The following is a 25,905-nucleotide window of genomic DNA, read 5'->3' as shown; positions in this document are numbered from 1 at the left end:
ACACCAAAGTCTAATTGCTCACACGCAACTATTTGTTAAGAATATTGCTCAAAATGATGCAAAAGGGAGTTTCATCATGGATAGTATTTTCGGCCAATCAGTCTTAAAACCAAAACAAAAAATTGAAAACAACAATTTAAATGATAATAAGCAAACCTCTACACAACCGGAAGTAAACGGGCAGGGTGATGCTATTGAAACAACCCCCCTGTATAAGAGATCATTCGCCCAAACCCAGCCTAGTAGCAATGTAGCTGCTGGAGCACCTTTAGCTCCAGCTCCACCTCCGCCTCCGCCTCCTGGAATTGGACAGCTAACGGCTGCCGCCCCTGAAAAGACCTGGAATCAAGGTAAGAAAAAAGTGCAGTCAGAAGCGGCATTGAAAGCACAAGAAAAGTTTGCAAAACAAGCAAAATCCAGGTCAGATGCGGCACAGGGTGACTTACTTGCAGAAATTCAAAATAGGAAAAAGAATACCGGCAAACCCACAGGGAATTCAGGTACTCTGAAAAGCCAAGCTCAAAGACCACCTCAGCGTCAAAATCTACAAAATACTCTTGTCACGGCGAAACCAGCTTTTCAAAGTACAGCTCCCATCGCAAATGGAAAAGTTGTAATTCCTAAAACAAATTTAAGAACACCACTTACTAAAGAAGAAAAATTTGAAGCACTGTTTGCAGATGATGATCCGGTAGTTATCAATCCAGAGACTCTACCAGAGGCAACAACAGAGGCCATGCAAGCATTGGGGATAAAAACGATAAGTCAAGAGATTTTTGATCAATATACTTTCGACATGTTTTGCTCTACTGAACGTGACCATTATGTAAATCAATTAACTCGAAAAGTAGTAAATAATATTAAACGTGTTGAAGATGCCCATTCTAGACATCTTGGCCTTAAAACCCTGTTTGCAATGGCTAAAGATGATAAACAAAGCATACAGTTACTCAGATTGATTGCCAGAGATGATCATGGCGATCTTCCAGAAGGTGTAACTAAAGATATGTTTAAAGGAATAGAGAAAGAAACGGCCAGTGGCAAAGTTAAGTTACCAAAAGGTATGGTAGAAGTAGTTGCTGCATATGATCCTAAAAGCCTGCCTAAGGAATTATTCAAGGGAATTAAAACAGGTGAAAAAAACCAAAATGAAAAACTGGCACAGGCAATAGTCCATATGATCTCAAGAGGTGAAATGGATAAGTTGCCAGAAGATTTGGTTACGGGAATGGTAAAGTCAAGTGGTCGAGCCTTTCCACCTCAACAAGTGCTTCGAGAGTCTAATTTTAAACTTTTAGAAATGCATATGAGAAAGGATAAATCTGGCTGGGTTGCACATATGTTTGACCCTGCGAATGTACAAAGATTAAAGTCTTTCCTGAAAGTAATTAACAGCCCAAAAATAAAAAATTTGATTTTGTCCAAAAGTGATCATGACTTAGCTAATCATTCAAAGCTGAGAGCCAACTGGAAGGATGAACTTAGAGCAGAGTTGATGAAAATGCGTGAAAACGACCAAAAAATATTGGATGAAGCTGATACAGATCAGGAGTTAAACGATCTACTAGATGCAGCTGAGACAGATTATATAAGTAAATCAGAAGGAGCGAAGAAACCAAACTGGAGTGACAGCTCTAACCAGAGCATGTCTGATCGATTAAAGGCTTTCAAAGCTGAAGGAATGAGCGGTTTTAAGCCCACGCAACTTATTTTAGATTACTATAACAGTAAAGCTGTTCAGCTCAAGGATAGAGCAAAAGAGAAAGGTGATGCACACCCAGTAAAAAGTGCCTGCTGGCAACTTAGAGATAAATATAATTTGGTCTCTTCAGCATCTGATTATCGTAAAAAAAGCGATGAAGCCTTACAGAAAAACCTGAGATCGAATGTTGATTTTGAGGATGATGAAATCAACCTGATTCCTGTACATACATTACAAGAATACAGAAAACTCATGGCAGGCAAGAGCTTAAGCGATGAGATTGAAGCAGCTATAGATCATGCTGCAGCTGAAGCGGTAGATCGACGAATGAAACGGGATGCTAGTGATTTCGCCGAAGCTGAGCATAGTGCATGGACAAACATAAAGAGCAAAGTACAAGCCAAACCCAAACGGCAGTAATCAGACTCTTTATCTATTATACCTGCTTTGTTTCCTTACCAGATCAAAGCAGGTTTCCTCATAAGTAAGATATAACCTTTCTGATTGAATGATCATTTAAGCTTATTAATGCTTGTCATCGCAGCCATCAGCTTCTCCGGCTCCAAAGGTGGCCGGATAAACCCATGATAATCCCCTTTCGGATTAATCAATGCCAGATTTGCCCCATGATCCACCAGGTAAAACTCATCCTCAGGATCAACCACCGGTGTAAACGGCACATTCATTTGAACCGCAAGATTATAAATATTGGTAATTTCTCCCGTTACCCCAACAAAGTCCTTATTGAAGTAGGGCACATAGCCTTTCAGTTTTTCAGGCGTATCTCTTCGTGGATCCACCGACACCATAAGGTACTGCATATCTTTCGCCAGTTCCGGAGACTTTTCCTTAAGCAGTGCATCCAGCTTATTTAACTGGCTCAGCGTTGCCGGGCAGATATCAGGACAGAAGGTAAAACCGAAATAGACCAGGCTCCAGCGTCCTTTAAGATTTTCTGCGGCAAATGGCTGGCCATTATGGTCAACCAACCCCTCCATGGTGAAAGCCCTGGGTGTATCAAACACCACCGCCCCCATCTGCTGCAGCTGCTCTTTAGATAAAGCCGGCTTGTTCATGAACTTATTCGCCGTCAGCCCAAGTACCACGGCGACGGCTGCCAGCAAAATAGTGACCGTCTTCTTCACTCCCTTACTCCTTTCTGTGTCCACAGGTACTCCTTACACCCAGAGATAAAATGAATAGTGGTCCACCAGCAACACCACAAACAGCAGCATCAAATAGGTTATCGAAAACTTGAAGGTCTTGATGGCGGCATGAGGTCTGCTGTCACGAAGCAGAACAACCGACCAGTACAGAAAACGAGCACCAAGAAGGGTTGCCCCTATCAAATAGATCACCCCACTCATCCCCGTCAGAAATGGCAACATGGTGACCACGAACATGATGATGGTATAGAGCAGAATATGGAGTTTGGTGTAAGCCTCGCCATGAGTGACGGGCAGCATGGGAACATCCGCTTTGGCATACTCCTCTTTACGGTGGATCGCCAGTGCCCAGAAGTGAGGTGGTGTCCAGGCAAAAATAATCAGTACCAGCAAAAGACCATGGCCTTCGAACTGTCCGGTAACAGCAGTCCAACCGAGCAGAGGAGGGGCCGCACCGGCCAGTCCACCAATAACAATATTCTGTGGTGTTGCCCGTTTAAGAATCAGTGTATACACCACCGCATAGCCCATCAGGGAGGCAAACGTTAACCAGGCCGTCAGAGGATTAACCAGCACAAACAGCATGGCCATGCCCAGCGAACCGATAATAAAGGCAAACATGACTGCCTGAAGTGGTTCAACCCTACCAGTGGCCACCGGCCGCTTATGAGTTCTCGCCATCACGGTATCAATCTGGCGATCAACAACGTGATTAATCACTGCGGCGGCACCAGCACAAAGAGCAATCCCCAGATTACCGAAGAACAGAATATCCAGAGGCACCCAACCAGGCGTCGCCAGGTACATACCAATAACAGACGTTAAAATCATCAGCGCGACAACCTTAGGCTTGGTCAGCTCAAGATAATCCCGCCAGTGGGCACTCCCTGCCTGTAATACATTACTTTGACTCATGCTCCAGCCCTCCTGCTGCCGCCGAATAAGAAGTAGTTATAGGCCACCAGCGATAACAATAACAACGCACCACCCAAGTTATGCGCTACGGCAATACTCAATGGCAGACTCCAGATTATATTGCTGAGGCCAAGCCCGACTTGAACCGTCAACATAACCATAATCAGCAGCATCATTTTTCGAACCGTTGACCCAACAGGTCCGCCAACCCTGAACGACACTTTGAGTGCAATAAGCATTTGCAACGTCAGTAATATTACGGTCAGTAATGCTCCCACTCGATGCGCAAAATGTATGGCCGTTCTGGCTTCAGCGTGCAGCTGCCCACCCAGATAATTTGGACCTATATCCTGCCCCACATCAAACCCTTCCTCAAAATTCATGGGTGGCAACCATTGCCCCTGACACATGGGCAGATCAGGACAGGCAAGCGCTGCATAGTTGGAGCTCGTCCACCCACCGAGACTGACCTGACCAACCACCACCAGCAGGCTTATTACCGCAAGCCATTTCAGGAAATAGAACGGTTTGTCCTGCACTTTTTCTCGATGCACCCCAGACAACCTTAACGTTAAGAGAAACAGTAGACTGAAGGTAGCAAAGCCACCCAGCAAATGAGCGGTAACGACCTGAGGCCACAGCTTAAGCGTTACTGTCCACATGCCAAACGCGGCCTGCAGCGTAATCAATACAAAGATCAGAATGGGTAGCTTGAAAGGTTGACCCGGCTCACGTCGGTTTTTGAATGCCTGAATTACAATCATCAACACCAGGAGCATCAGAGCGCCGGCCACATAGCGGTGGATCATCTCCGCCCACCCCTTATCCACTTCAACCGGCGCGCCTGGAAAGAGCGACTCGGCGTGAGCAATCTCCTGCTGAGTATCCGGCACGGTCAGAAACCCATAACAACCCGGCCAGTCAGGACACCCCAGCCCGGCGTGCACCAGCCTTGTATAGGCACCCAGACCAACCACGATGCTTGCCAGCAGCGTAGCGATCAGAGCCAGATAAAATCCTTTTTTCTTCATAACCGCTCCAGTGAGTTGACTACCCATTACCAACCCTGTTTTTAACCAAAAAATACCACATTAAATAAAAACCAATGATTCAATAATCATTTAGTACCCATTAACCAATATTGGATGCTTTCAGCAGTTTTTTCAGATCTTTCAGCAAATCACCACCCGGTTGATCAACCTGATACCCCATGATCAAATTACCCAGAGGATCGATGATAAAAATACGATTTTCTGGCCAATGCTTCAGACCGAGCGCTGTTTGCACATGGTTTTTATCTGCGTTCAGCCAGTAAATTCCCGGATGTTCAGTTTCAAGTTCAGAGGAAGGCACCGGTTTTTCTGGGGCAATGTAAAATCGGGTCACCCGGTCAGACTCCTTTCCGAGCGCAATATGCACCTGACGGGTTTTATAGAGGCTTTCTATGCATTCCGACTCTTCACAACGGGTACTGCCAAACACGACAACCCGCCAGAGCCCTTCTGTCTCTGCTGCATCTACGCTCTTTTCTCCACTCTGAAGGTGCAGAGCGGAAAACTGGGCCGGAGGTAATAAAAGCTCGCCTTTATTTGTCCGACCTTCCGGAATCCACGCCCCGGTAAAGTACATAATCCAGGCCAGCCCCATGGCTATGGATGGGATCAGAATGACAAGGGCTAGCTGAAACCGGTTCTTATTAATGCTGGTTGTCGTTGTCATGATCACCTCATACGTCATGCTTGTTCTTGTTGTTCTTACCTGCACGAATCATCTGGAACCCATACAGCAAGAGCAGTACCAGAGCCATGGCAAACCATTGAAAGGCATAACCCAGATGCTTCTCTGATTTCAGATTAATCACCATGGGACGAATCTGTTCAGCTCCTGGCTGGCCCGCTCTGAGCACCATGAAAAAATCCGGTGTAGCGCTTTCTATTGCTTCAGATACTTTGAACTGGTCAAACGCCTGAATGCGTTTAGGCCAGCCTTCTTCCCAGACATCTTCTGCCAGCATGAAGGGTTTCCCCAGAGGCTTATACGCAGAGCCAGTCAGTACCAGATGCCCTGGATCTGTCGTCACCTCAGGCAGCAGCTCTCGATCACCACCGACAATCCAGCCTCGGTCGATCAGCAACCACTCTCCGTCACCCGTCAGAAACGGCATGAACAGTTCATACCCGGCCTCACCCTGGAAAACCTGATTATCCAGCAGAAAGTATCGATCCAGATCAAACCGGCCACTGACCGTAAAGGGCAGGTACAAAGGGTCATCGTGATGCTGTACTTGAGAAAGTGAATACGGCTCAAGAGCATGTCTGGACTCATAAGCCTGCTCCAGCATCAACTTCTGCTCGTAACGTGATAGCTGCCAGAAACCCAAAGTCACCAGCACTGGCAGGATGGCAATCACTAATAGGGTCAACTTCAATCTGAATCCAAACATCAAGTGAACAGTCTTTCTATGCTATTGTGTGGAAAAAAACTGAGTTCATCTCAGGAACTTGTCTTGTGGATAACTTTCTTGAGCCAGAAATATGTGGATAAAAGTCGTCGTTATTGTTCTTTTCTTTGCCGTGGTTATCAGTCTGGGTACCGGCTTTTATTTTTTGCTGACAGAGAAAAAGAGTTCGCCAAAACTGCTGAATTCTCTGAAAGTTCGTATCGGTCTGACCGTTTTGATTATGGTTATTATTGTTGTGGCCTGGCTTCATGGAGATATCCACAGCCAGGCGCCCTGGTTATATCGCTAAACCAGATAAACAAATATAAACAGTCCAACCCACACCACATCCACGAAGTGCCAGTACCAGCTGGCGGCTTCAAAGGCAAAGTGGTTATCCGCTTCAAAATGCCCCTGGTAGACTCGCACCAGCATTACCGCCAGCATAATGGCTCCCAGGGTTACATGAGCACCATGAAAACCGGTTAGCAGGAAGAAGGTTGAGCCGTAAATACCAGCACTAAGAGTCAGACCCAGTTCGTTATAGGCTTCAATGTATTCTTCAACCTGGAAAAATAAGAATGCTGTGCCAAGTATCAGCGTAATGATCAACCACAGTTTTATCTTATAGCGATCATTCACCCGCAGTGCATGGTGCGCCAGGGTCAGTGTGATACTGGAGGCAACCAGCAACAGCGTGTTCAACAGTGGCAGGTGAAAAGGATCAACAACATCGGCAGCCCCAACAAAAAGGTCATTGTCCGGATTCACCATCAATGGCCAGTCGGCAATAAAGTTTGGCCAGAGCATTTCATGGGTCATGGCCCCTTCACCCTCACCAGCCAGCCAGGGAACGGCCAGAACCCGAACATAGAAGAGGGTTCCAAACAGTGCAGCAAAGAACATCACTTCTGAAAAAATAAACCAGAACATCCCCCAGCGGAATGTTCGATCCATTTGAGCACTGTAAAGCCCTGCACGGGACTCCTGAATAACATTGCCGAACCAGCCAAACAGCATCCAGGCCATAATCAGACCGCCGGCGTAAAACACATAGTGAGCACTGGAATCCTTAACCCCGGCAGTCATGTCATTCATCATCATGCCGGCACCCAGAAGGGTCAGAAATAGCCCAATAGATGCAATGATTGGCCACTTACTCTGGGCCGGAACGTAGTAGGTACCTTCGGTAGCCATAATACTTTCTTTCACCTCTCCTGATCTGACAGGGAGTACGCCTTTTCTCCCGAACAATCTTCAAAAAAACCGCTCAACTGATTCAGTTCATATGCGTTACATCAAACAGCGTATAAGACAACGTTAGCTTTTTTATGTGTTTTGGTAGTTCCTGGTCGACGATAATCCGCAGTGGCATGACCTTTTCTTCCCCGGGCTCCAGCGTCTGAGTGGTAAAACAAAAACACTCGACCTTATGAAGAAAGTTGGTCGCTTCAAACGGCGTTACACTGGGAATTGCCTGGCCCACCATCCTTTTGTCCGTGGGGTTTTTAGCAACAAAGTTCAGTAACCCCGGCTCACCAGGGTGAACCGTTACCTGGGGGGTGCTGGGAGAGAAGTCCCAGCTCATACCAGCGTTTTTGGTGGCTACAAACTGCACCTTGATATCACGACTGGTATCCACTTTGGCTTCTGCAGCCTTGTACATATACGGGTCAGGGTCCGTCTTGCCATTCAGACCCGTCACCTGACAGAACACGTTGTACAGTGGCACCATGGCAAAACCAAAAGCGAACATGCCACAGGCTACGAGTATGGAGCGAATGACAGTACGACGAGTTGAACGCTCAATAGCCTCCGGTTTCTCTTCTCTATCCTGTTCGCTCATACTGACTCCTGTCGTTTACTTCACATCCGGTGGTGTCGTAAAGGTGTGATAGGGTGCAGGAGATGGCACACTCCACTCCAGCCCTTCAGCACCTTCCCAGGGCTTGGCCTCAGCTTTTTCTCCCCCCCTGATGCATTTGATCACGATAAAGAGGAACAGCAATTGCGTGGTACCAAACAGGAAACCACCAATACTGGAAATTTCATTGAAGTTGGCAAACTGCAGTGCATAGTCAGGAATCCTTCTTGGCATCCCTGCCAGTCCGACAAAGTGCATTGGGAAGAACGTCAGGTTCATCCCGATAAATGACATCCAGAAATGCACTTTAGCCAGCGTCTCGTCATACATATGACCAGTCCACTTAGGCAGCCAGTAGTAGCAGGCAGCAAAGATGGCAAAGATAGCCCCCGGCACCAGTACATAGTGGAAATGAGCCACCACGAAATAGGTGTCGTGATACTGGAAATCAGCAGGCGCGATAGAGAGCATCAACCCTGAGAAACCACCAATGGTAAAGAGCACCACAAATGCCGTTGAGAACAGCATGGGGGTTTCAAAGGTCATGGAACCGCGGAACATCGTGGTTACCCAGTTGAAGACCTTTACCCCGGTCGGTACGGCAATCAGCATGGTGGCGTACATAAAGAACAGCTCACCAATCAGTGGAATGCCAACGGTGAACATATGGTGAGCCCAGACAATAAACGACAGAAAAGCGATACTGGCGGTGGCGTAAACCATGGAGGTATAGCCAAACAGGTGTTTGCGGGCAAATGCCGGAATAATGGCTGAGACAATCCCGAAAGAAGGGAGAATCATGATGTAAACTTCCGGGTGCCCAAAGAACCAGAAAATATGCTGGAACAGAACGGGATCACCACCACCGCCAGCATTGAAGAAACTGGTACCGAAGTGAATGTCCATCAACATCATGGTTACTGCACCCGCCAGCACCGGCATTACAGCAATCAGCAGGTAGGCGGTGATCAGCCAGGTCCAGACAAAGAGCGGCATCTTCATCATGGTCATCCCGGGAGCACGAAGGTTCAAGATGGTTGCGATGATGTTAATCGCCCCCATGATGGAAGACACACCGAGCATATGGATCGCAAAGATGAAGAATGTTGTTGAAGGTGGCGCATAGTCTGTGGACAGAGGCGCGTAGAAAGTCCAACCGAAGTTTGGCCCCCCACCTTCCATAAACAACGTACTCACCAACATCACCGCTGCAAAGGGCAGAATCCAGAAACTCCAGTTGTTCATCCGGGGCATGGCCATATCCGGCGCCCCGATCATCATGGGAATCATCCAGTTAGCCAGTCCGACAAAAGCCGGCATAACAGCACCAAATACCATGATCAAGCCATGCATCGTGGTCATCTGGTTGAAAAATCCCGGTTCAACAATCTGCAGCCCGGGCTGAAAGAGTTCAGCCCGGATAATCATTGCCATAGCCCCACCGGTCAGAAACATAATGAAACTGAACCACAGGTACATGGTGCCAATGTCTTTATGGTTGGTGGTGAGAACCCAGCGCATCAACCCTTTGGCAGGCCCATGATGGTGCTCGTCATGCTCATGTGAAGAAGCAGTATCAGTTACCGAAGTCATATCTACTCTCCTTACAGGCTCGCCTGTTTGTTATCGGGCATGGCCTGCTTGGCCGGATCTTCTACATACTTGCCAGTTTTCTTGTAATCCACGATCTCTTTAGGTGTCACCATTTCGCCGGTGTTATTGCCCCAGGCATTTCGCTCATAGGTGATCACTGCAGCAAGGTCCACCTCATTCAACTGGCCGGCAAAGGCCTGCATTGCAGAACCTTTCTTACCATTCATAACGATATCGACATGCGCTCCGATCTGATCGGCTTCCGTGGCCATCGGGCTGCCTTTTAGTGCAGGGAAGATCGGTGGCATACCGGCCCCGTTAGGCTGATGACATACCGCACAGGCTTTGTTGTAGGCCTGCTCACCTCTGGCCATCAACTCCTCCATGGTCCAGGTTTTGTCCGTCAGCTCACGCTCTTTTTCGGCTTCGACCTTTTTCGCTTCCAGCCAGGCGTCATAGTCTTCCTGTGACTTAGCTTCAACGACAATGGGCATATAGCCATGATCCTTACCACACAGCTCTGCACACTGCCCACGGTAAGTACCAGGCACTTCAATATTCGTCCAGGCTTCATTAATAAATCCAGGGATGGCATCGCGCTTTACTGCCAGAGCAGGCACCCACCAGGAATGAATAACGTCAGCAGCGGTGACCAGGAAGCGAACCTTTTTGCCAACAGGTATCACCAGCGGCTCATCCACTTCCAGAAGATAGTTGGGGTTCTTTTCCCGGACATTAAGGATTTGTTCCCGGGGAGTACTGAGGTTACTGAAAAAGGAGACATCTTCTCCAACATACTCATACTGCCACTTCCACTGATAGCCGGTGATTTTGATATCAATATCGGCCTCGTCAGTATTGTAGATATCCACCAGCGTTTTCGTCGCCGGGATGGCCATCAGCACGAGTATCAGAAAAGGAATGGATGTCCATACAATCTCAACCAGTGTGCTTTCATGAAACTGGTGAGGTACAGCACCTTTGGATTTACGGTGCTTGAAAATAGAATAAAACATGACCCCAAAGACAATCAGGCCAATCACGACACAGATTATCAATATGGTCATATGAAGTCCGTAGATATTCCGGCTGACAGCCGTCACACCTTCGGTCATGTTGACTTCCCATGCAGCACGGCTACTACCCGTTACAGCCAGTCCCGCAAGAAGAAGAAAAAGAGATTTCGCCTGCTGCATCATTCCCTTACATCCCCTGACTATCCGCTGATCGCAGCGGAAACTTCTTATTATTATTGTGCAGACTTGTTGTGCTGCTTTACTTCTCAGAGGTGTGACTGACAACAGAGCAGCATTTTGCCCAGTTGTATGTGTCACGATACTGACCTGTCCAATGGTCTTGTATTGTTACAAACATTCATCGCTACCACCCATGATAAAGCCCATTTGTGTCATTTACGCAGGTAAACCACACATGGATTTATTGAGAGGAAGCAATATTGCTTTGATTTATCTGACCTGAAAAACCCCACTACATCTAATCAAGAGCAGATATGCAATCAGTATTGAGACAAAGCCAAACTACTTTCATACACATAACTGCAAATCCAACACCTCAAGTCACAGAAAAACTATGACAATACATCCCAAGCAGAACACTCTAAGTCTGACAATAATCGTTCATAGAGTATAGTTCTTGAAAACCATTAAACAACATGATGAAAAGAAATGAAATCTTCAATTTCAAAATACTATTAGTGTCGTTTATTTATAATTTAAGCTATTCATTATCAAAGGCTATAACGGACTGTAATTAAACGACATTTTTTATTCAGTCAGAGAAAAAACCATACCTTATCTGGTAACCTTATAATTTAGTATAAAGCTCGATAATGCTCTTCTATTGCTTACAAACGACGTGGTAAAGTCTGTGACAGCTTATTGATCATGACCGACTTTTATTAATTACTATCGATTGCACAGAATATTTTTTCCTCCATGCTCTCTCAAAACTATCAATTGACAGAAAAAACCTCTCTCGCTCAGCGTTTCAATAAATCACAACAAAGTAAGCTGGCATAGCTTATATTGTGTGCCATTTTTTTGACTACACAACCGCTTCCAAAAATCAGAAAAACTCGCTATTTTCAGTACTTTCTATAAATCTTTTTTACTTATAAAAATATTGAAACATATGAAAAAGGAATATTTACTACGTCTTGTTTTATAGAAAGCACTATGGTTTTGTATCCATCTACCAAGCAGCTATTGTCAGCCATTATTTTCTGACAACCATTTATGGACAGCTGGAGATGAATAGCAGGGGAAAAGTATGGATGTGCAGGCAATCCGAAATCTAATTAGTCGGGTAAAAGAGCTGGAAGCACAAAATGAACATCTCAGAAAGTTGATGGGTGATAAGATAGAACAATTACATCACACCATTGAGCTTCCGGAAGAGAATACCTGTGAAACGTTACTAATTTTCACAATTGACTACATTGACCATGTTCCTGATTTTCTTGAAGCTCTTGATGAGGCATCTTATGAAGCCGGCATCCATAGCTTCATAGCTCCATTTCTGGACATCGCAGAAGAAAATTTCATGTCTCCTGTTACTCAGGGGCAGGCATTGAATGGGCTCGATTTATTATTGGATAAAGCCTATTTTGCCCACCGGCTAATTGAAGAAGTAAACGACCAATATCTTTTAAAAGCCGGATCAACACTGATTCCTATGAACATGACCTGGGCCAATCTGATCGTTCATTCGATATTGGGTGAACACTTTGCCAATGAGCTAGATGTAATTGTAGATAAAACGGTGGATCAGATGATGCGTTCTCAGGCTATCTATCACGAAGAAAAATTCAAAGAATTTATCCACAACCGCAGTGCAGAGGAGTGGATCAGCATCTGGTCACGCTGGAACTGCCTTTCCAATAATCTGGGCATTGAGCTTAAATTTACTTCTTCAGCCTGAGATCGCTAGCTCTAGTAGCAAATTACAAAAATCGACTTATTCCAAAAAGTGGCTCATGATCCACACGTTCAAGTATCCGGGAGCAAACATACTCACCAACTGCAGGTGAAATCTTGAAACCCTGCCCGGACCCTCCACCAACAACCCATGCATTATCAGCATCTGGATATTGATCAATAACGAGGTGCGTGTCTGGACTGTTTTCATATTGGCAGACACGGCTCTCCACTAATGGCGCTCCATCCAAATCAGGAAACCGGTGGGACAGAAACTCTGAGGCCCTCTTTAATGATGCTATATCAACAGTACGATCCACGGTTGTTGGATTAATGACGTCCCCGGCAGAGTGGTCAGCAACTTTGAAACCCCGGTTTTCAGGATTAGCCATGCCGTAAAAAATCCGGTCTCCAATATTTACCCAGGATGGCATGGACTGAGTGTATTCAGAATGCTCTGGCAATCCAAAAAAAAGAACATCCTGCCGTGTGGGTATGATGATTGGTTGTAAAAGATCAGGTAATAACTGCCCTAGCCATGGGCCACAGGCAAAAACAAAGTGATCAGCATAAAGTGATGCACCATCAGCCAGTGTGATTTTATCAAGCCCACCGGATAACTGGTGAATGGGCAGTGCAGCTTCCCTGATCACCCTTCCTCCAAGTTTACAGACTCTATCTTCAATAATCTGGCATGCCACGCGGGAAAGAAGGTAACCAGCAGAGTGCTCATAATAAACCGACTTCACATCTGAAAAGTTAATATGAGGAAACTGCTTCTCTGCATGATTCATCGGAAGAGTATCAATGCGATAACCCGCTTTTTCTACTACGGGTAAGGATTCCTGCATTAACTCATCATCACCGGAAAACATCCAGAGTAAACCTGTAGGAAAGTAAATCCTTTGTCCTGCCTGCTTCTGAAGCTTAAGCCAGAGTTCAAAGGAACGCTGAACCCACTGTGTGTAAATAGGGTTAGCCCCATAAACGGAGCGGATAAGACGAGATTCTCCCCCCGAACTTGACCGTGAGTTGCCAGGCCCCCAGGGATCAATAAGAGTAACCTGAACCCCTTGCTCAACAAGGTTTAGAGCAGTCCAACAACCAAAGGCGCCTGAACCAATAACAGCAACATGCATTGACCCGAACGGAGATTTTGTAGAGCCTGTTTCGTTATAAGCAATAAATGGACTCACAGCTAACCCTTTCAGCAGTGCTCTGCGGTTCATGTTTTACCCCCGAAAAAATCAAGGCAACTGCTTACTCGTATAGCACTCCACTGTCGATCCAGACATTACTGGAATTAGTTTTTGGTTATTGTCTTTCAGCACTATGTTTATTTGCGCTGAAAAAGTAGATCAACATTTCAATTCTTTCAATTAATGCTTATCTGAAGACGAGGCATCCACAAAACGTATCACATCGGTGTGATCTTCCAGAATATTTTCTTCTCGTACTATACGAGCTTCTGGTAACTCGCCTTCCAGCTTGGGATCGACTTCCATCACATCAGTGAAACCACATTCCACACATTCACGGTAATCCCTTTCAGTCTCACTGCGAAACATGCGAACTGAATCCATCATGCCGCAGGAGGGACATACAGCTCCTGCAATGAAGCGCTTAGTTTTCATGATTCTTATCCCTGAGCGTTGACTTAACTCTTATACGCAACAGAAAGCACCTCAAACTTTCCATTGCGTATTAAATGCTTCAGATTGTTGTGCGCAGTCTAAGCATTACACGTCCTGAATACCACTATGTCGCAGTAAAGCATCAATCTCTGGTTCTCTGCCACGAAATTTCACGAACAGTTCCATAGGTTCTGCTGAACCGCCTTTCTCCAGAACCTCATGCAGGAAGGACTCACCGGTGTTCCGGTTAAAAATCCCTTCTTCTTCAAAGCGTGAAAATGCGTCAGCTGATAGAACTTCGGCCCATTTGTAGCTGTAATATCCCGCAGCATAACCACCCGCAAAGATATGGCTGAAGCTGTTCTGAAAACGATTGAAAGACGGAGGTATGACTACAGCTACCTGCTTTCGTACCTCATTAAGCACTGACTGCACATCGATGTTTTCCCTGTACTCCTTGTGCAGTTTGAAGTCGAAGAGCGAGAACTCCAACTGCCTGACCATCATCATGGCGGACTGGAAGTTTTTTGCGGCCAGCAGTTTATTCAGCATCTCTTCCGGCAGAGGCTCTCCCGTTTCAAAATGACCGGAAATAATGGCCAGACCCTCCTTCTCCCAGCACCAGTTCTCCATAAATTGACTGGGCAGCTCTACGGCATCCCAGGCAACACCACTGATGCCTGAAATCGCCGCATAATCGACTTTGGTAAGCATATGGTGCAGCCCATGACCAAACTCATGGAACAGGGTGACTACTTCATCGTGTGTCAGTAGCGCCGGTTTATCACCAACTGGAGGTGTGAAGTTACAGGTCAGATACGCTACCGGCAGTTGCAACTTGTCATCCTGCTTCCAGCGCGAACGGCAGACATCCATCCAGGCACCACCACGCTTATGCTCTCTGGCATAAAGATCCAGGTAGAAACGGCCGATCACTTCTCCCTTCCTGGTGATGTTGAAAAAGCGAACGTCCTTATGCCAGGTATCCACGTTATTCACCGTTTCAAACTCAATACCATAGAGTCTGTTCACGACTTCAAACATGCCAGAAATCGCTTTCTCTGCAGGGAACCATGGGCGCAGCTCTTCCTGCGAAATAGCATAACGCTGCTGGCGAAGCTTTTCGCCATAATAACCAACATCCCAGGCTTCAAGCTCTTCAACACCGAACGTCTCTTTGGCAAACGCTTTCAGTTCTGCCAGTTCTTTTTCTGCCTGAGGCTTGCTTTTCGCAGCCAGGTCTTCGAGAAACTCAATGACTTTATCAGGAGACTCGGCCATCTTGGTGGCCAGGGAATACTCGGCGTAATTATCAAAACCCAGCAATTGAGCCAGCTCATGTCGCAGTTTGAGGATTTCTTGGATGTTTTTAGTGTTATCAAACTCCCCGGCATTCGGTCCCTGGTCAGAAGCGCGACTAGAGAATGAGGTGTAAACCTCTTTCCTGAGCTTCCTATTATCGCAATAGGTCATCACCGGAAAGTAGCTTGGGAAGTCCAGATTCAGCAACCAGCCTTCTTTCTCTTTAGACTCAGCCAGCTGCTTTGCGCCTGCCAGTGCGGACTCGGGTAATCCAGCCAGCTCAGATTCATCGGTAATCAGCTTGCTCCAGGCCATGGTGGCGTCCAGAACATTGTCAGAGAACTTACTGGTCAGTTCTGACAGCTGTTTTTTAATCTCGCCATAGCGGGCTTTCTTATCATCTTCCAGGGCAACACCGGCAAGACGAAAGTCCCTGAGATTATCGTTAATCACTTTCTGCTGAGCACTGTCGAGCTTGCTAAACTCTTCAGAGTCTGCCAGAGACTGGTAAGCTTCAAACAATTGGCGATTTTGTCCAAGACGCGTGGAGTATTCAGACAACAGTGGCAGACAGCCATTATAGGCTTCCCGCAACGCTTCACTGTTCACTACAGCATTCATATGCCCAACAGGAGACCACGCCTGACCCAGCCGATCATCCAGCTGATCCAATGGCTCCTGCAAAGAGGTCCATCCTGCACCAACACCAGAAGTCAGTAACGCCGCTACCGCCTTTTCGTTATCATCAATAATGGACTCAATAGCCGGTTTAATATGCTCAGGAAGAATTTTTGAAAAAGGGGGAAGTTCACTGGGTTCCAGCAGCGGGTTATTCATAGGACAGCTCTCTATACCAGGGTTATTATTTGTAATAGATGGGTGCGTCACCGTATGAATTCAAGCAGAATCCAGTCAGCACAATCTCAATTATGGCCGAAACACCAAAGGAGCCTCGCTCAATGAGTCAAGCCATCAGACACTTTAATAATAAAATGCCAGTTCTCGGAGAAAGGGTCTACATCGACGAGAGTTCTGTCGTACTCGGTGATGTCACTATCGGGGATGACAGCTCTGTATGGCCAACAGCCGTCATACGTGGCGATATGCACTCAATTTCCATTGGTACCAGAACCAGTATTCAAGATGGTTCTGTGCTGCATATCACTCATGCCAGTGATTACAATCCCAACGGCTATCCATTGACTATCGGTGATGATGTAACAGTTGGGCATAAAGCGGTTCTTCATGGCTGTACCATTAAAAATCGATGCCTGATTGGTATTGGCGCCATTATTCTGGATGGAGCAGTAGTTGAAGAAGAAGTGATTGTTGCTGCGGGGTGTCTGGTACCACCGGGGAAACGTCTTGAAAGCGGCTTTGTTTATAAAGGAAATCCGGCCACTAAAACACGGAAAATATCGGAAAAAGAGCGTAACTTCTTTAAATACACAGCCGGTAACTATGTAAAACTTAAAAATAGCTATCTGGATAATTAGCAAAGGAACTGAAAAACGCTCTTTTTTCAAAAAATAAAAGTAATAAAATCAAAAATTTAACTTCCACCAACACCTTCTTATGACCTAAGTATTACTGACTAAACACACATCTCATAACTAGTCTGAAGTTATCAATCAAATTATGAGCTTTATCTTGCCACTATACAGAAAGGGACTTCTTATGAGCGAACTCAATAACATTAGACAAGATCAAAACCCTATCTTTATCCAAGCTGAATTTGCTGATGAAGTGAGAGATAAAGCTGAGATCAGAGAAGCTGAGAAAGCAGCTCTCAAGCATCACAATAAACTTCAATTGGAAGAAACCATTGATTTAGATGGTAATGGTGATGGCAGGAGCCGTGAGTCCCAGCTGCTCAATATTTACGCCAGCAAGGCAATCAGAGGGTAGGGGTGAACAAACGAGCCACAGGAGGCCTTCCACCGCCTCCGGTGAATATGCTATAAGCGCGCTCTGATTTACATTCGGCCGGCTCTTATACACATGGAAATATATTCAACCGTTATTCTGCTCTTCCTGATCATGGATCCATTGGGCAATATGCCCGTGTTTATTTCGATCCTGAAAGGGGTTCCTGAGGAGAGGCGCAGTAAGGTGCTTATCAGAGAACTTCTTATTGCGCTCTTCATTCTCCTGATCTTCCTGTTTGCCGGGAAATATCTCCTGCTATCCCTTCATCTGAAGCAAGAATCGGTGAGTATTGCCGGTGCTATCATCCTGTTTATTATTGCAATTCGCATGATTTTCCCGTCCAACCGTGGTGGTGGCATCATGGGCAGTACCCCGGACGGTGAACCATTCATTGTGCCACTGGCTATTCCTCTGATCGCAGGCCCGTCGATTCTGGCGACTTTAATGCTGGTATCCAGTCAACATCCTGGACATCAACTCGAACTCACCATGGCCGTATTTATCTCCTGGGCGTTGAGTGCAGCCATCCTGATGATGTCGGGAAAAATTATGAAATTGCTGGGAGGGCGGGGTATTTTTGCCATTGAGCGGCTGATGGGGATGATTCTGGTAATGCTTTCTGTTCAGATGTTTATGGATGGGATTGCGCATTATCTTCAGTAAAAAAATGCCAATGCAGACGAACTTTTCTTTTTGCATTGGCATCACTATTCTACCGTTTCAGTTTTTTAAGTTTAAATACTGCTTTTTTCTCTAACCAATATTAGAAGTTCTGCGAGCCAATCGAGCCTCAGTCCTCGCCTTAGTTCGAGCTTGTATCTCTTCACGCCAATTACCCAATGGCTTAATCTTAGATCTCTGCAAATAAATATTATCCAGTAACTCTTGCTTTTCTACATCTTTTATTCTTTTATCGATGGTTTTTTCCAGTTTTTTTGCCTGAACATCAAGGTCTTCCATTGCTTCTTTCAGCCCTGGAACGGGTTTATTAAAATCTATATGTTGTTCAGATTGATTGCTTTGAGCTTTCGATCCAGTCCAAGAGACAACCTCAAATGAGCCAACACTTTTGATACAAAAATCAGCTAATGAATAGCTACTCATTTCTGAATGTGAGCACCATTGTTTTAACTGGTTTTCAACATCTGCGCTTTTCACCAATCTGGTGAATGCATTCCCTATTCGAAAAGCTGCTTGTGTACTAGCCTCATATAGCCAGCCACCAACATTCTTTGCAGCCCCCATGACGCTATTAAACATAATAAACTCCATTTTTTATAACCTGATCATCAGGAAAGTAGTTTTATCTATAGCTAATAATGAATTTTTCCAGCTATAACTTAGCTAAACCCACATTATTTACTGGTACTTATGACCTAATTGTTAGAATTAAGTTCAATATTTAAGTACGATAGTTTCTGTACAAACCTCTAACACTTTCATTATTATCGAATTATTTGTCACGAAAGTTTTCTGTTATGGATCTGGACACTTGTGCCAAAGCTCTAAAAGAGCTGGGTCACCCTTCACGGCTTGGAATTTATAAGCGTCTTGTCAGGTCTGGTCACAACGGTTTACCTGTCGGAACTCTGCAAAAAGAACTCGATATTCCTGGCTCCACGCTCTCCCATCATATTTCAGCGTTGGTTTCGGTGGGGCTGGTTCAACAAAGACGGGATGGAAGGATACTGTACTGCATTCCCCAGTTTGACACTTTCAATGAGGTCTTGGGGTTTCTCAGCGAGGAGTGCTGTGTGGATGAAACGGCTTGATCAAACGGATACAGATTAAAGTTACAGGCTCCTGATATTTCAGGAACCCGTATTGTCTATACCAGCATAAAGACTATCAAGCAGCCATCGACCGCTTTTTCATATAAACCAGCAACAGAGACACTGCTGCTGGCGTCATGCCCTGAATACGGGAAGCTCGCCCAAGCGTCTCAGGGCGGGCATCACCAAGCTTCTGCTTAAGCTCGTTCGATAGCCCTTCAATCAAAGAGTAATCAAGCGCTTCAGGTATACGAGTATTCTCGTAGCGTCGCATACGGTCTATCTCTTCCTTCTGGCGGTCAATATATCCCTGATACTTGGTTTGAATCTCAACCTGCTCCGCAACCTGACTTTGAGTTTCCGCGTCTCCAACCAGTCCGGCAACATCGTTATAGGTTAACTCTGGACGACGAAGCAGCTCCAAAAGACTGTATTCACGGCTTATAGGCCTGCTGAGCTTGTTTTCCAACACAGTGGCTGCGGAACTACCCGGATGAATGAAAGCTCCTCTAAGACGCTCAGATTCCCTCTCAATGCGTTCTTTCTTATTGGTAAACGCAGCCCAGCGTTCATCATCCACCAGCCCGAGTTCTCTACCTTTTTCTGTCAGGCGTAAGTCAGCATTATCTTCTCGAAGAATCAAACGGTATTCAGCCCGACTGGTAAACATCCGGTAAGGCTCACTGGTACCATTGGTAATCAGATCATCAACCAGCACACCGATATAGGCTTCATCACGACGAGGGCACCAGGATTCTTTATCCTGCGCTCTCAACGCCGCATTCATGCCTGCCAGCAATCCCTGAGCCGCGGCTTCTTCATAACCAGTAGTGCCATTAATCTGACCTGCGAAGAACAAGCCTCCTATGGATTTGGTTTCCAGTGAGTACTTTAACCCTCTTGGATCGAAGAAATCGTACTCAATAGCATAACCAGGCCGTGTTATATGCGCATTTTCAAGCCCACGGATCGAGTGAATCAGATTGATCTGTACATCAAACGGCAAACTGGTCGAGATTCCGTTTGGATAGAGTTCATGTGTGGATAACCCTTCCGGCTCCAGAAATACCTGATGTGAGTTTTTATCCGCAAAACGCGTAATTTTGTCTTCTATGGAAGGGCAATAGCGTGGCCCCACACCCTCGATAACCCCGGTAAACATGGGGGAACGATCCAAACCACCACGAATAATTTCGTGAGTTCTCTCATTAGTATGAGTGATATAGCAGGAAACCTGTTCAGGATGCTGGTCCACAGATCCCAGGAAAGACATTACCGGTATAGGTGTATCGCCAGGCTGGGCTTCCATTACTGAAAAATCAACGCTACGTGCATCAATACGTGCCGGCGTCCCTGTTTTCAGACGCTGAACATCCAGAGGTAGTTCTCTTAACCGGTTAGCCAGAGCAATGGATGGAGGATCTCCTGCGCGACCTCCACTGTGACTTTCCAAACCAATGTGAATTTTTCCACCAAGGAAGGTTCCCGCAGTCAGCACTACGTTTGGAGCCAGGAAGCGAACACCCATATTGGTAACCACACCACGAACCTGACTGGTGCTTTCATCAACCACAAGGTCATCCGCTGCCTGCTGAAATATCCACAGGTTCTCCTGGTTCTCCAGGATGGTACGGATAGCTGCTTTGTATAAAGCACGGTCGGCCTGTGCACGAGTCGCTCTGACTGCAGGGCCTTTTCTGGCATTCAGGATACGAAACTGGATACCAGCAAGGTCTGTGGCTTTTGCCATGGCACCACCCAGAGCATCCACCTCTTTCACCAGATGACTTTTACCAATCCCACCAATCGCTGGATTACAGGACATCATCCCCAGAGTTTCGATGTTATGGGTCAACAAGAGCGTTTTAACACCCATGCGTGCTGAAGCCAGAGCAGCTTCAGTTCCGGCATGACCACCACCGATAACAATCACATCAAATTGTTTTGGGAAATCCACTGCCAAAGTCTGTTACCTGTAATCACGAGAAGATAAGGCCGGCAATTATACACAGGTTAAATAGCGCTGTGACCCTGCATTGAATAAGAGAGATATGAAGGTTTCAGAAGGTCCATCCGCTAGCAGGTGTCCATTAGGGATCATATGGAGAAACAGGCCTCGTAAAGTTACTCACAACTCGGCGTCTTGCCCATAAGTTTGTCCTTTTTAGTAAAAAGTCCCACAGAGTAAGCCGTAAATATCATATGCAATAACAGTAATAACAGCGAATAGCTGTTTTTTAGTGTTTTTTATTTTTATTGTTATTATTAGTGTTGATAAAAACTGTGGATAACAACATTATTATCATCATTTTCAATAATTTATAGATTGAATAAGTATGTTATATAGATGGTAGAAATATCTAGTTAAGGTGTCATTAAGCTGTGGAAAAAACAGTGTTTATCCACAGAACAATAATGTGAATAGGTTATTCCCTGTATTGTTAATAGCTTGTCTGTGTATATGTCCACATTTTGAAAAATACCCAAAACCAGGTCTGAAAGCCTTTTATTATCTGACATGCACGGTATATGAGCAGGTTTATAACGATTCAATTTATCCACAGGGGGATAAACCGGTTGCGAAATCAAAGGAAATGAGTACAATCCGCAAACGATAATAATTCTTGTTTACAGGGCTGCCATGAAAAAACTTCTCTCTATTGCTTCCGCTATTGCAATCTCGTGCTCCTCTTTAATTGCCCAGGCGGCAGAAGAAGTGAATGTCTACTCTTATCGTCAGCCATTTCTGATTGAACCAATGCTCAAGGAGTTCGAAGATCAGACAGGTGTTAAGGTCAATGTGGTATTTGCCAAAAAAGGTTTGGAAGAGCGTATAGAGAGAGAAGGTAAGTTCAGCCCTGCTGATGTGGTTCTTACCTCTGATATGATCAGCCTGTTCGACTTAGTTGATCGAAAGCTGGTTCAGCCCGTTAGCAGCAATGAAATAAATGACAATATTCCAGTTCACCTGAGAGACCCGAATAATCAGTGGTACTCACTGACAATGCGAGTTCGCAACATCTACAGCTCTAAGCGTAGTGACAAACCTGTTGATATTAATTACGAAGATCTGGCCAGCGCTCAGTACCAGGGAAAAATTTGCACCCGCAGTGGTAAGCATCCATACAATATTGGTCTTGTAGCCTCCATGATTGCCCATAAAGGTGAAGCTGAGACTAAAAAGTGGTTGGAAGGTGTAAAAGCAAACTTGGCTCGTCGTCCACAGGGTAACGATCGTGCTCAGGTTAAAGCGATTAAAGAGGGAGTCTGTGACGTCTCCTTGGGTAACAGCTATTATTTTGGAAAAATGCTCCAGAATGAAGACCAGAAGGCTTGGGCTGATGCTGTCTACATCAATTTCCCCAATCAGAGCACTGAAGGCTCTCATGTAAATATCAGCGGAATGGTGATGGCTAAATATGCGCCTAATAAGGATAATGCGCTCAAGCTGATGGAGTACCTGTCCAGTGAAAAGGCACAGTCCATTTATGCCAGAGACAATATGGAATACCCGGTAAATCCTAAGGTTCCAGTGTCTGATACCGTTGCTGCCTGGGGTAAGTTTAAGGCTGATCCACTGCCTATCTCTGACATTGCAGCAAACCGTACCAAAGCCCAGCGACTGCTGGACGAGGTTAAATTTGATCTGTAGTTCTTGTCCTTACTGAATGAATCACAACTTACCTTTCTACTGGAGGGCTGGCAGTTGGTTGCTGGCCCTTTTGCTGTTTTCCCCTGTTATCTCTCTCGTGGTCGAGGCTCTTGCACCGGCCGGAGAACTGTTCGACCACCTATGGAATACGGTCCTCACCACTTACATAGTAAACAGTGTTCTTTTAATTCTTGGTGTCGGCGTACTGGGCGCCATTCTGGCAATTCCTGCCGCCTGGGTCATGGCCAATACCAATATTCCCGGTAAATCCCAGTTGCAGTGGTTACTGGTATTACCCCTGGCAATGCCATCTTATGTGATTGCTTATATTTATACCGACCTGCTTGAATTTGCAGGGCCTGTTCAACGCCTTCTGAGAGCCTTAACAGGATGGGAGTCCGCTGCTGACTATTCTTTTCCTGAAGTTCGTAGTTTAGGGGGGGCTATTATCATTCTCGCCCTGGTGCTCTATCCCTACCTCTATTTACTGACAAGAACAGCTTTTCTGGAACAATCCAAAAGCCAGATGCTTGCAAGCCGTCTTCTTGGCTGCTCTCAACTGGAAAGCTTTGCTCGTGTAACACTCCCGATGGCACGCCCGGCAATCATTACCGGGTTAGCCCTGATGGGTATGGAAGCGTTGGGGGATTTTGCTACAGTGAGTTATTTCTCTGTACCGACACTCACAACTGCGGTATACGACACTTGGTTAGGTTATGGCAGCTTGAATGCAGCGGCAAAAATCTCAGCCATGATGCTACTCGTCGTTATGCTGTTGATAAGTGGCGAGAAATATAGCCGGCGTAAACAGCAGCTTTATCAGAAAAATACCGGTCAGGAACAACGAGAGCTAGTTGAATTATCCGGTTGGCCTAAATGGTTAGCCTTGGGATGGTGCTGGTTACTGGTCACATTGGGCTTTCTTCTACCGTCTCTGGTACTGATTGATTATATAATTACCTACTTCGATACATCGTGGAATACTGAACTGTTTGAATATGGCCTGAACAGTCTGCTGGTCTCCGGTTCAGCTGCTGCGGTTGCCTGTTTTATTGCACTTTTTCTGGGTGTTTATCAACGGCTTAAAAACAGTACCTTTTCAAAAATTCCTGCCCGCCTTGTGTCAACGGGTTACGCTATGCCGGGAAACGTTCTCGCCATTGGCGTGCTGATCCCCCTGACACTTTCTGATCATTTCATTAATGAGTTATTGATTTCCTGGAATCAGGCACCGGTCGGACTGATATTTAGCGGTTCAGTGATTACTTTGGTTTTTGCTTATGTTGTACGCTTTTCGGCTGTTGCTGTGGGCAGTGTTGAGTCCAGTCTGGGCAGAGTATCCCCTTCACTGGATATGGCAAGCAGGACGCTCGGCTGCAATCCACAGGAAATGGTACGACGTATTCATATTCCCTTGATTCGTAAAGGGTTGCTGGCAGGACTGTTGCTGGTGTTTATCGAAAGCATGAAAGAGCTCCCGGCCACACTCTTACTGAGACCCTTTAATTTTGAAACGCTGGCGACCTGGGTGTTTCAATATGTCTCTGATGAACAGCTTGAATATGCGGCTCCTGCCGCATTAGTACTAGTACTTGTCGGTTTGATTCCTCTAATTATGCTAAATCGATCACTGGAACGGCAGGAGCAGAAATGATTGCCCTGAAAATCACGGAGCTTGCCTGTGCTTATAACAGCATGTCTCACAAGACCTCGAACAAAAGGGGGCTACCGAGGAAAAAAACGCTACGGAACAGCGACCTTGTATTGTCGGAATTAGATCTATCCATTGAAGATGGCGAGATCGTCTGTCTACTGGGTAGAAGTGGCTGTGGAAAGTCGACTCTGCTGAAAGCTATTGCCGGGTTAATACAACCCGTATCAGGCACCATTGAGCTGCATGGAAAGGAGGTCAGCTCTTCTTCAAGGGTCACCCCACCGGAACAACGAGGCATCGGCATGATCTTTCAGGATTATGCCCTTTTTCCTCACCTTACGGTGTTTGACAATATTGCCTTCGGCTTGAAGAAGCTGACATCTCAACAGATCAAGAAACGAGTTCAGGACATGCTTGAACTTGTGAACCTCTATGGACTGGAAAAACGATACCCACACGAACTGTCTGGAGGACAGCAGCAACGAGTGGCAATAGCCAGAGCGCTGGCGAATGAGCCATCGATCCTGTTACTGGATGAACCTTTCTCAAACATTGATAGCCAAGTTCGTCAGCATCTTGTCCGAGAGATTAGAGATATCCTCAAGCAGCAAAAAGTAGCCGGTCTTTTTGTTACTCACAGCCGGGAAGAAGGCTTTGCTTTTGCAGATACGATTGCCGTCATGGGGCAGGGCAGAATCATGCAACAAGGAACTGCATTCGATATTTATCATCACCCCAATAATCGCTTTATTGCTGATTTTATGGGCGCAGGGAATGTTCTACCCGCCAGAATTGAAGATGAATTCCATGTGAGTACACCATTAGGCATGGTGGAATCTACACACAGGCTGCCTGTGAATAACAATGAAAACCTTGAGCTTTTTATCCGCCCTCAGATGGTCGAATTGAAACCTGTGAATAATAAAGAAAACAGTTATCCACAAGCGTCTGTTATTCGCCAGCAGTTCATGGGGAAAAATATTCGCAGTGAAATTCATCTGGATTGTTGCCAGGGAAGCTACCAGCTGGTTTCAGAGCATTCCAATCCGGTTTCCGAGAACTCCACGGTTCAGCTGAACATCGTCCCTCATAGTCTGGTTCTGTTCGATGCAGATGGGCAGGTTTTGAAAAACTGATTATCCTCTCGGGATAAAGTATATACCTGTGGATACTCCCTGTGTCTTGAGAGGGCACCTATACCAGCACCAGATAATAAAGCTACTTCCCAAGTGAAAATTGCTATTCTGGTTAAGATGGTTGCTTGCTCAGAAGGAACCAATCACCATGAGAAAATGTTTCTAAGACGATCCGATCGTTAGATAAATAGGATATTTATAAGAGCCTTA

The 25,905-nt window shown here is 45.8% G+C and carries 24 protein-coding genes; 10 read left to right on the top strand and 14 right to left on the bottom strand.

The genetic code is table 11. The annotated features are described in order from the left end of the window. Nucleotides 1-76 precede the first annotated feature (76 nt). Nucleotides 77-2,122, top strand: a complete 2,046-nt coding sequence (locus tag GV64_RS01925) for a hypothetical protein (protein WP_020582187.1) — start codon at nucleotides 77-79, stop codon at nucleotides 2,120-2,122. A gap of 92 nt (nucleotides 2,123-2,214) precedes the next feature. Here the strand turns inward: GV64_RS01925 and GV64_RS01920 are convergent, their stop codons facing one another. The 5 genes from GV64_RS01920 to GV64_RS01900 all read right to left on the bottom strand — a co-directional run bounded on the left by GV64_RS01920 (nucleotide 2,215) and on the right by GV64_RS01900 (nucleotide 6,211). Further along, nucleotides 2,215-2,847 (bottom strand): SCO family protein, encoded by a 633-nt coding sequence (locus GV64_RS01920; protein WP_020582188.1) that lies wholly within the window; start codon nucleotides 2,845-2,847, stop codon nucleotides 2,215-2,217. A 33-nt stretch (nucleotides 2,848-2,880) separates the two neighbouring features. Continuing rightward, on the bottom strand, nucleotides 2,881-3,783 hold the full coding sequence (gene cyoE, locus GV64_RS01915; RefSeq protein WP_020582189.1) for a heme o synthase: 903 nt from the start codon (nucleotides 3,781-3,783) through the stop codon (nucleotides 2,881-2,883). Continuing rightward, nucleotides 3,780-4,841 (bottom strand): COX15/CtaA family protein, encoded by a 1,062-nt coding sequence (locus GV64_RS01910; RefSeq protein WP_020582190.1) that lies wholly within the window; start codon nucleotides 4,839-4,841, stop codon nucleotides 3,780-3,782. The genes cyoE and GV64_RS01910 overlap by 4 nt, the downstream gene beginning before the upstream one ends. Before the next feature lie 73 nt (nucleotides 4,842-4,914). Then, nucleotides 4,915-5,502 carry a hypothetical protein gene (locus GV64_RS01905; protein WP_152553895.1) on the bottom strand — a complete coding sequence of 196 codons (588 nt, stop codon included), beginning with the start codon at nucleotides 5,500-5,502 and terminating at the stop codon, nucleotides 4,915-4,917. A 7-nt stretch (nucleotides 5,503-5,509) separates the two neighbouring features. Then, nucleotides 5,510-6,211, bottom strand: coding sequence for an SURF1 family protein (locus tag GV64_RS01900; protein WP_157236983.1), 702 nt, complete (start codon nucleotides 6,209-6,211; stop codon nucleotides 5,510-5,512). Between the two features lie 106 nt (nucleotides 6,212-6,317). Here GV64_RS01900 and GV64_RS01895 point away from each other — a divergent pair, with 106 nt between their 5' ends. Further along, nucleotides 6,318-6,533, top strand: coding sequence for a DUF2909 domain-containing protein (locus tag GV64_RS01895; protein ID WP_020582193.1), 216 nt, complete (start codon nucleotides 6,318-6,320; stop codon nucleotides 6,531-6,533). Here GV64_RS01895 and GV64_RS01890 read toward each other — a convergent pair. The 4 genes from GV64_RS01890 to coxB form a co-directional block, all read right to left on the bottom strand. Then, on the bottom strand, nucleotides 6,530-7,420 hold the full coding sequence (locus GV64_RS01890; protein WP_020582194.1) for a cytochrome c oxidase subunit 3: 891 nt from the start codon (nucleotides 7,418-7,420) through the stop codon (nucleotides 6,530-6,532). The genes GV64_RS01895 and GV64_RS01890 overlap by 4 nt on opposite strands. Nucleotides 7,421-7,502: 82 nt before the next feature. Beyond that, nucleotides 7,503-8,069, bottom strand: a complete 567-nt coding sequence (locus tag GV64_RS01885; RefSeq protein WP_020582195.1) for a cytochrome c oxidase assembly protein — start codon at nucleotides 8,067-8,069, stop codon at nucleotides 7,503-7,505. 15 nt (nucleotides 8,070-8,084) lie between these two features. Continuing rightward, nucleotides 8,085-9,680, bottom strand: a complete 1,596-nt coding sequence (gene ctaD, locus GV64_RS01880) for a cytochrome c oxidase subunit I (RefSeq protein WP_020582196.1) — start codon at nucleotides 9,678-9,680, stop codon at nucleotides 8,085-8,087. Between the two features lie 11 nt (nucleotides 9,681-9,691). After that, nucleotides 9,692-10,879 carry a cytochrome c oxidase subunit II gene (gene coxB / locus GV64_RS01875; protein ID WP_020582197.1) on the bottom strand — a complete coding sequence of 396 codons (1,188 nt, stop codon included), beginning with the start codon at nucleotides 10,877-10,879 and terminating at the stop codon, nucleotides 9,692-9,694. 1,090 nt (nucleotides 10,880-11,969) lie between these two features. Here coxB and GV64_RS01870 point away from each other — a divergent pair. Then, nucleotides 11,970-12,620 (top strand): hypothetical protein, encoded by a 651-nt coding sequence (locus GV64_RS01870; RefSeq protein WP_020582198.1) that lies wholly within the window; start codon nucleotides 11,970-11,972, stop codon nucleotides 12,618-12,620. Between the two features lie 22 nt (nucleotides 12,621-12,642). Here the strand turns inward: GV64_RS01870 and GV64_RS01865 are convergent, their stop codons facing one another. From GV64_RS01865 to prlC, 3 genes are all read right to left on the bottom strand, one after another. After that, nucleotides 12,643-13,845 (bottom strand): FAD-dependent oxidoreductase, encoded by a 1,203-nt coding sequence (locus GV64_RS01865; RefSeq protein ID WP_020582199.1) that lies wholly within the window; start codon nucleotides 13,843-13,845, stop codon nucleotides 12,643-12,645. Between the two features lie 150 nt (nucleotides 13,846-13,995). Continuing rightward, nucleotides 13,996-14,250 carry a YheV family putative zinc ribbon protein gene (locus GV64_RS01860; protein ID WP_020582200.1) on the bottom strand — a complete coding sequence of 85 codons (255 nt, stop codon included), beginning with the start codon at nucleotides 14,248-14,250 and terminating at the stop codon, nucleotides 13,996-13,998. 105 nt (nucleotides 14,251-14,355) lie between these two features. Continuing rightward, on the bottom strand, nucleotides 14,356-16,389 hold the full coding sequence (gene prlC / locus GV64_RS01855; RefSeq protein WP_020582201.1) for an oligopeptidase A: 2,034 nt from the start codon (nucleotides 16,387-16,389) through the stop codon (nucleotides 14,356-14,358). A 122-nt stretch (nucleotides 16,390-16,511) separates the two neighbouring features. Between prlC and GV64_RS01850 the strand changes: the two genes are divergently transcribed. The 3 genes from GV64_RS01850 to GV64_RS01840 all read left to right on the top strand — a co-directional run bounded on the left by GV64_RS01850 (nucleotide 16,512) and on the right by GV64_RS01840 (nucleotide 18,144). Continuing rightward, nucleotides 16,512-17,048, top strand: a complete 537-nt coding sequence (locus tag GV64_RS01850) for a gamma carbonic anhydrase family protein (RefSeq protein ID WP_026258209.1) — start codon at nucleotides 16,512-16,514, stop codon at nucleotides 17,046-17,048. A 181-nt stretch (nucleotides 17,049-17,229) separates the two neighbouring features. Further along, nucleotides 17,230-17,460 carry a hypothetical protein gene (locus tag GV64_RS01845; protein ID WP_020582203.1) on the top strand — a complete coding sequence of 77 codons (231 nt, stop codon included), beginning with the start codon at nucleotides 17,230-17,232 and terminating at the stop codon, nucleotides 17,458-17,460. 93 nt (nucleotides 17,461-17,553) lie between these two features. Next, on the top strand, nucleotides 17,554-18,144 hold the full coding sequence (locus GV64_RS01840; RefSeq protein ID WP_020582204.1) for a YhgN family NAAT transporter: 591 nt from the start codon (nucleotides 17,554-17,556) through the stop codon (nucleotides 18,142-18,144). A 90-nt stretch (nucleotides 18,145-18,234) separates the two neighbouring features. On the opposite strand, the gene GV64_RS01835 is transcribed toward GV64_RS01840, so the two are convergent. Next, the gene (locus tag GV64_RS01835) at nucleotides 18,235-18,741 is read right to left on the bottom strand and encodes a hypothetical protein (protein ID WP_152553894.1); all 507 of its coding nucleotides are present in this window, start codon (nucleotides 18,739-18,741) and stop codon (nucleotides 18,235-18,237) included. Nucleotides 18,742-18,959: 218 nt separating this feature from the next. On the opposite strand from GV64_RS01835, the gene GV64_RS01830 reads away from it, so the two are divergent. Beyond that, nucleotides 18,960-19,253, top strand: a complete 294-nt coding sequence (locus tag GV64_RS01830; RefSeq protein ID WP_020582206.1) for an ArsR/SmtB family transcription factor — start codon at nucleotides 18,960-18,962, stop codon at nucleotides 19,251-19,253. 76 nt (nucleotides 19,254-19,329) lie between these two features. On the opposite strand, the gene mnmG is transcribed toward GV64_RS01830, so the two are convergent. Continuing rightward, nucleotides 19,330-21,210, bottom strand: a complete 1,881-nt coding sequence (gene mnmG / locus GV64_RS01825) for a tRNA uridine-5-carboxymethylaminomethyl(34) synthesis enzyme MnmG (protein WP_026258211.1) — start codon at nucleotides 21,208-21,210, stop codon at nucleotides 19,330-19,332. Nucleotides 21,211-21,894: 684 nt separating this feature from the next. Between mnmG and GV64_RS01820 the strand changes: the two genes are divergently transcribed. Genes GV64_RS01820 through GV64_RS01810 form a run of 3 tightly spaced genes read left to right on the top strand, consistent with a single transcriptional unit; the run spans nucleotide 21,895 to nucleotide 25,695 of the window. Further along, a complete protein-coding gene (locus GV64_RS01820; RefSeq protein WP_020582208.1) occupies nucleotides 21,895-22,905 on the top strand; it encodes a Fe(3+) ABC transporter substrate-binding protein in 1,011 nt (336 codons plus the stop codon). Nucleotides 22,906-22,921: 16 nt separating this feature from the next. Then, nucleotides 22,922-24,559, top strand: coding sequence for an ABC transporter permease (locus GV64_RS01815; protein WP_034843927.1), 1,638 nt, complete (start codon nucleotides 22,922-22,924; stop codon nucleotides 24,557-24,559). Next, nucleotides 24,556-25,695, top strand: a complete 1,140-nt coding sequence (locus GV64_RS01810) for an ABC transporter ATP-binding protein (protein WP_020582210.1) — start codon at nucleotides 24,556-24,558, stop codon at nucleotides 25,693-25,695. Before GV64_RS01815 ends, GV64_RS01810 begins: the two co-directional genes overlap by 4 nt. Nucleotides 25,696-25,905: the final 210 nt, after the last annotated feature.

The sequence above is a fragment of the Endozoicomonas elysicola genome, from assembly GCF_000710775.1.
GTDB classification, from domain to species: Bacteria; Pseudomonadota; Gammaproteobacteria; order Pseudomonadales; family Endozoicomonadaceae; genus Endozoicomonas; species Endozoicomonas elysicola.
This window is presented reverse-complemented; position numbering and strand designations above follow the sequence as displayed.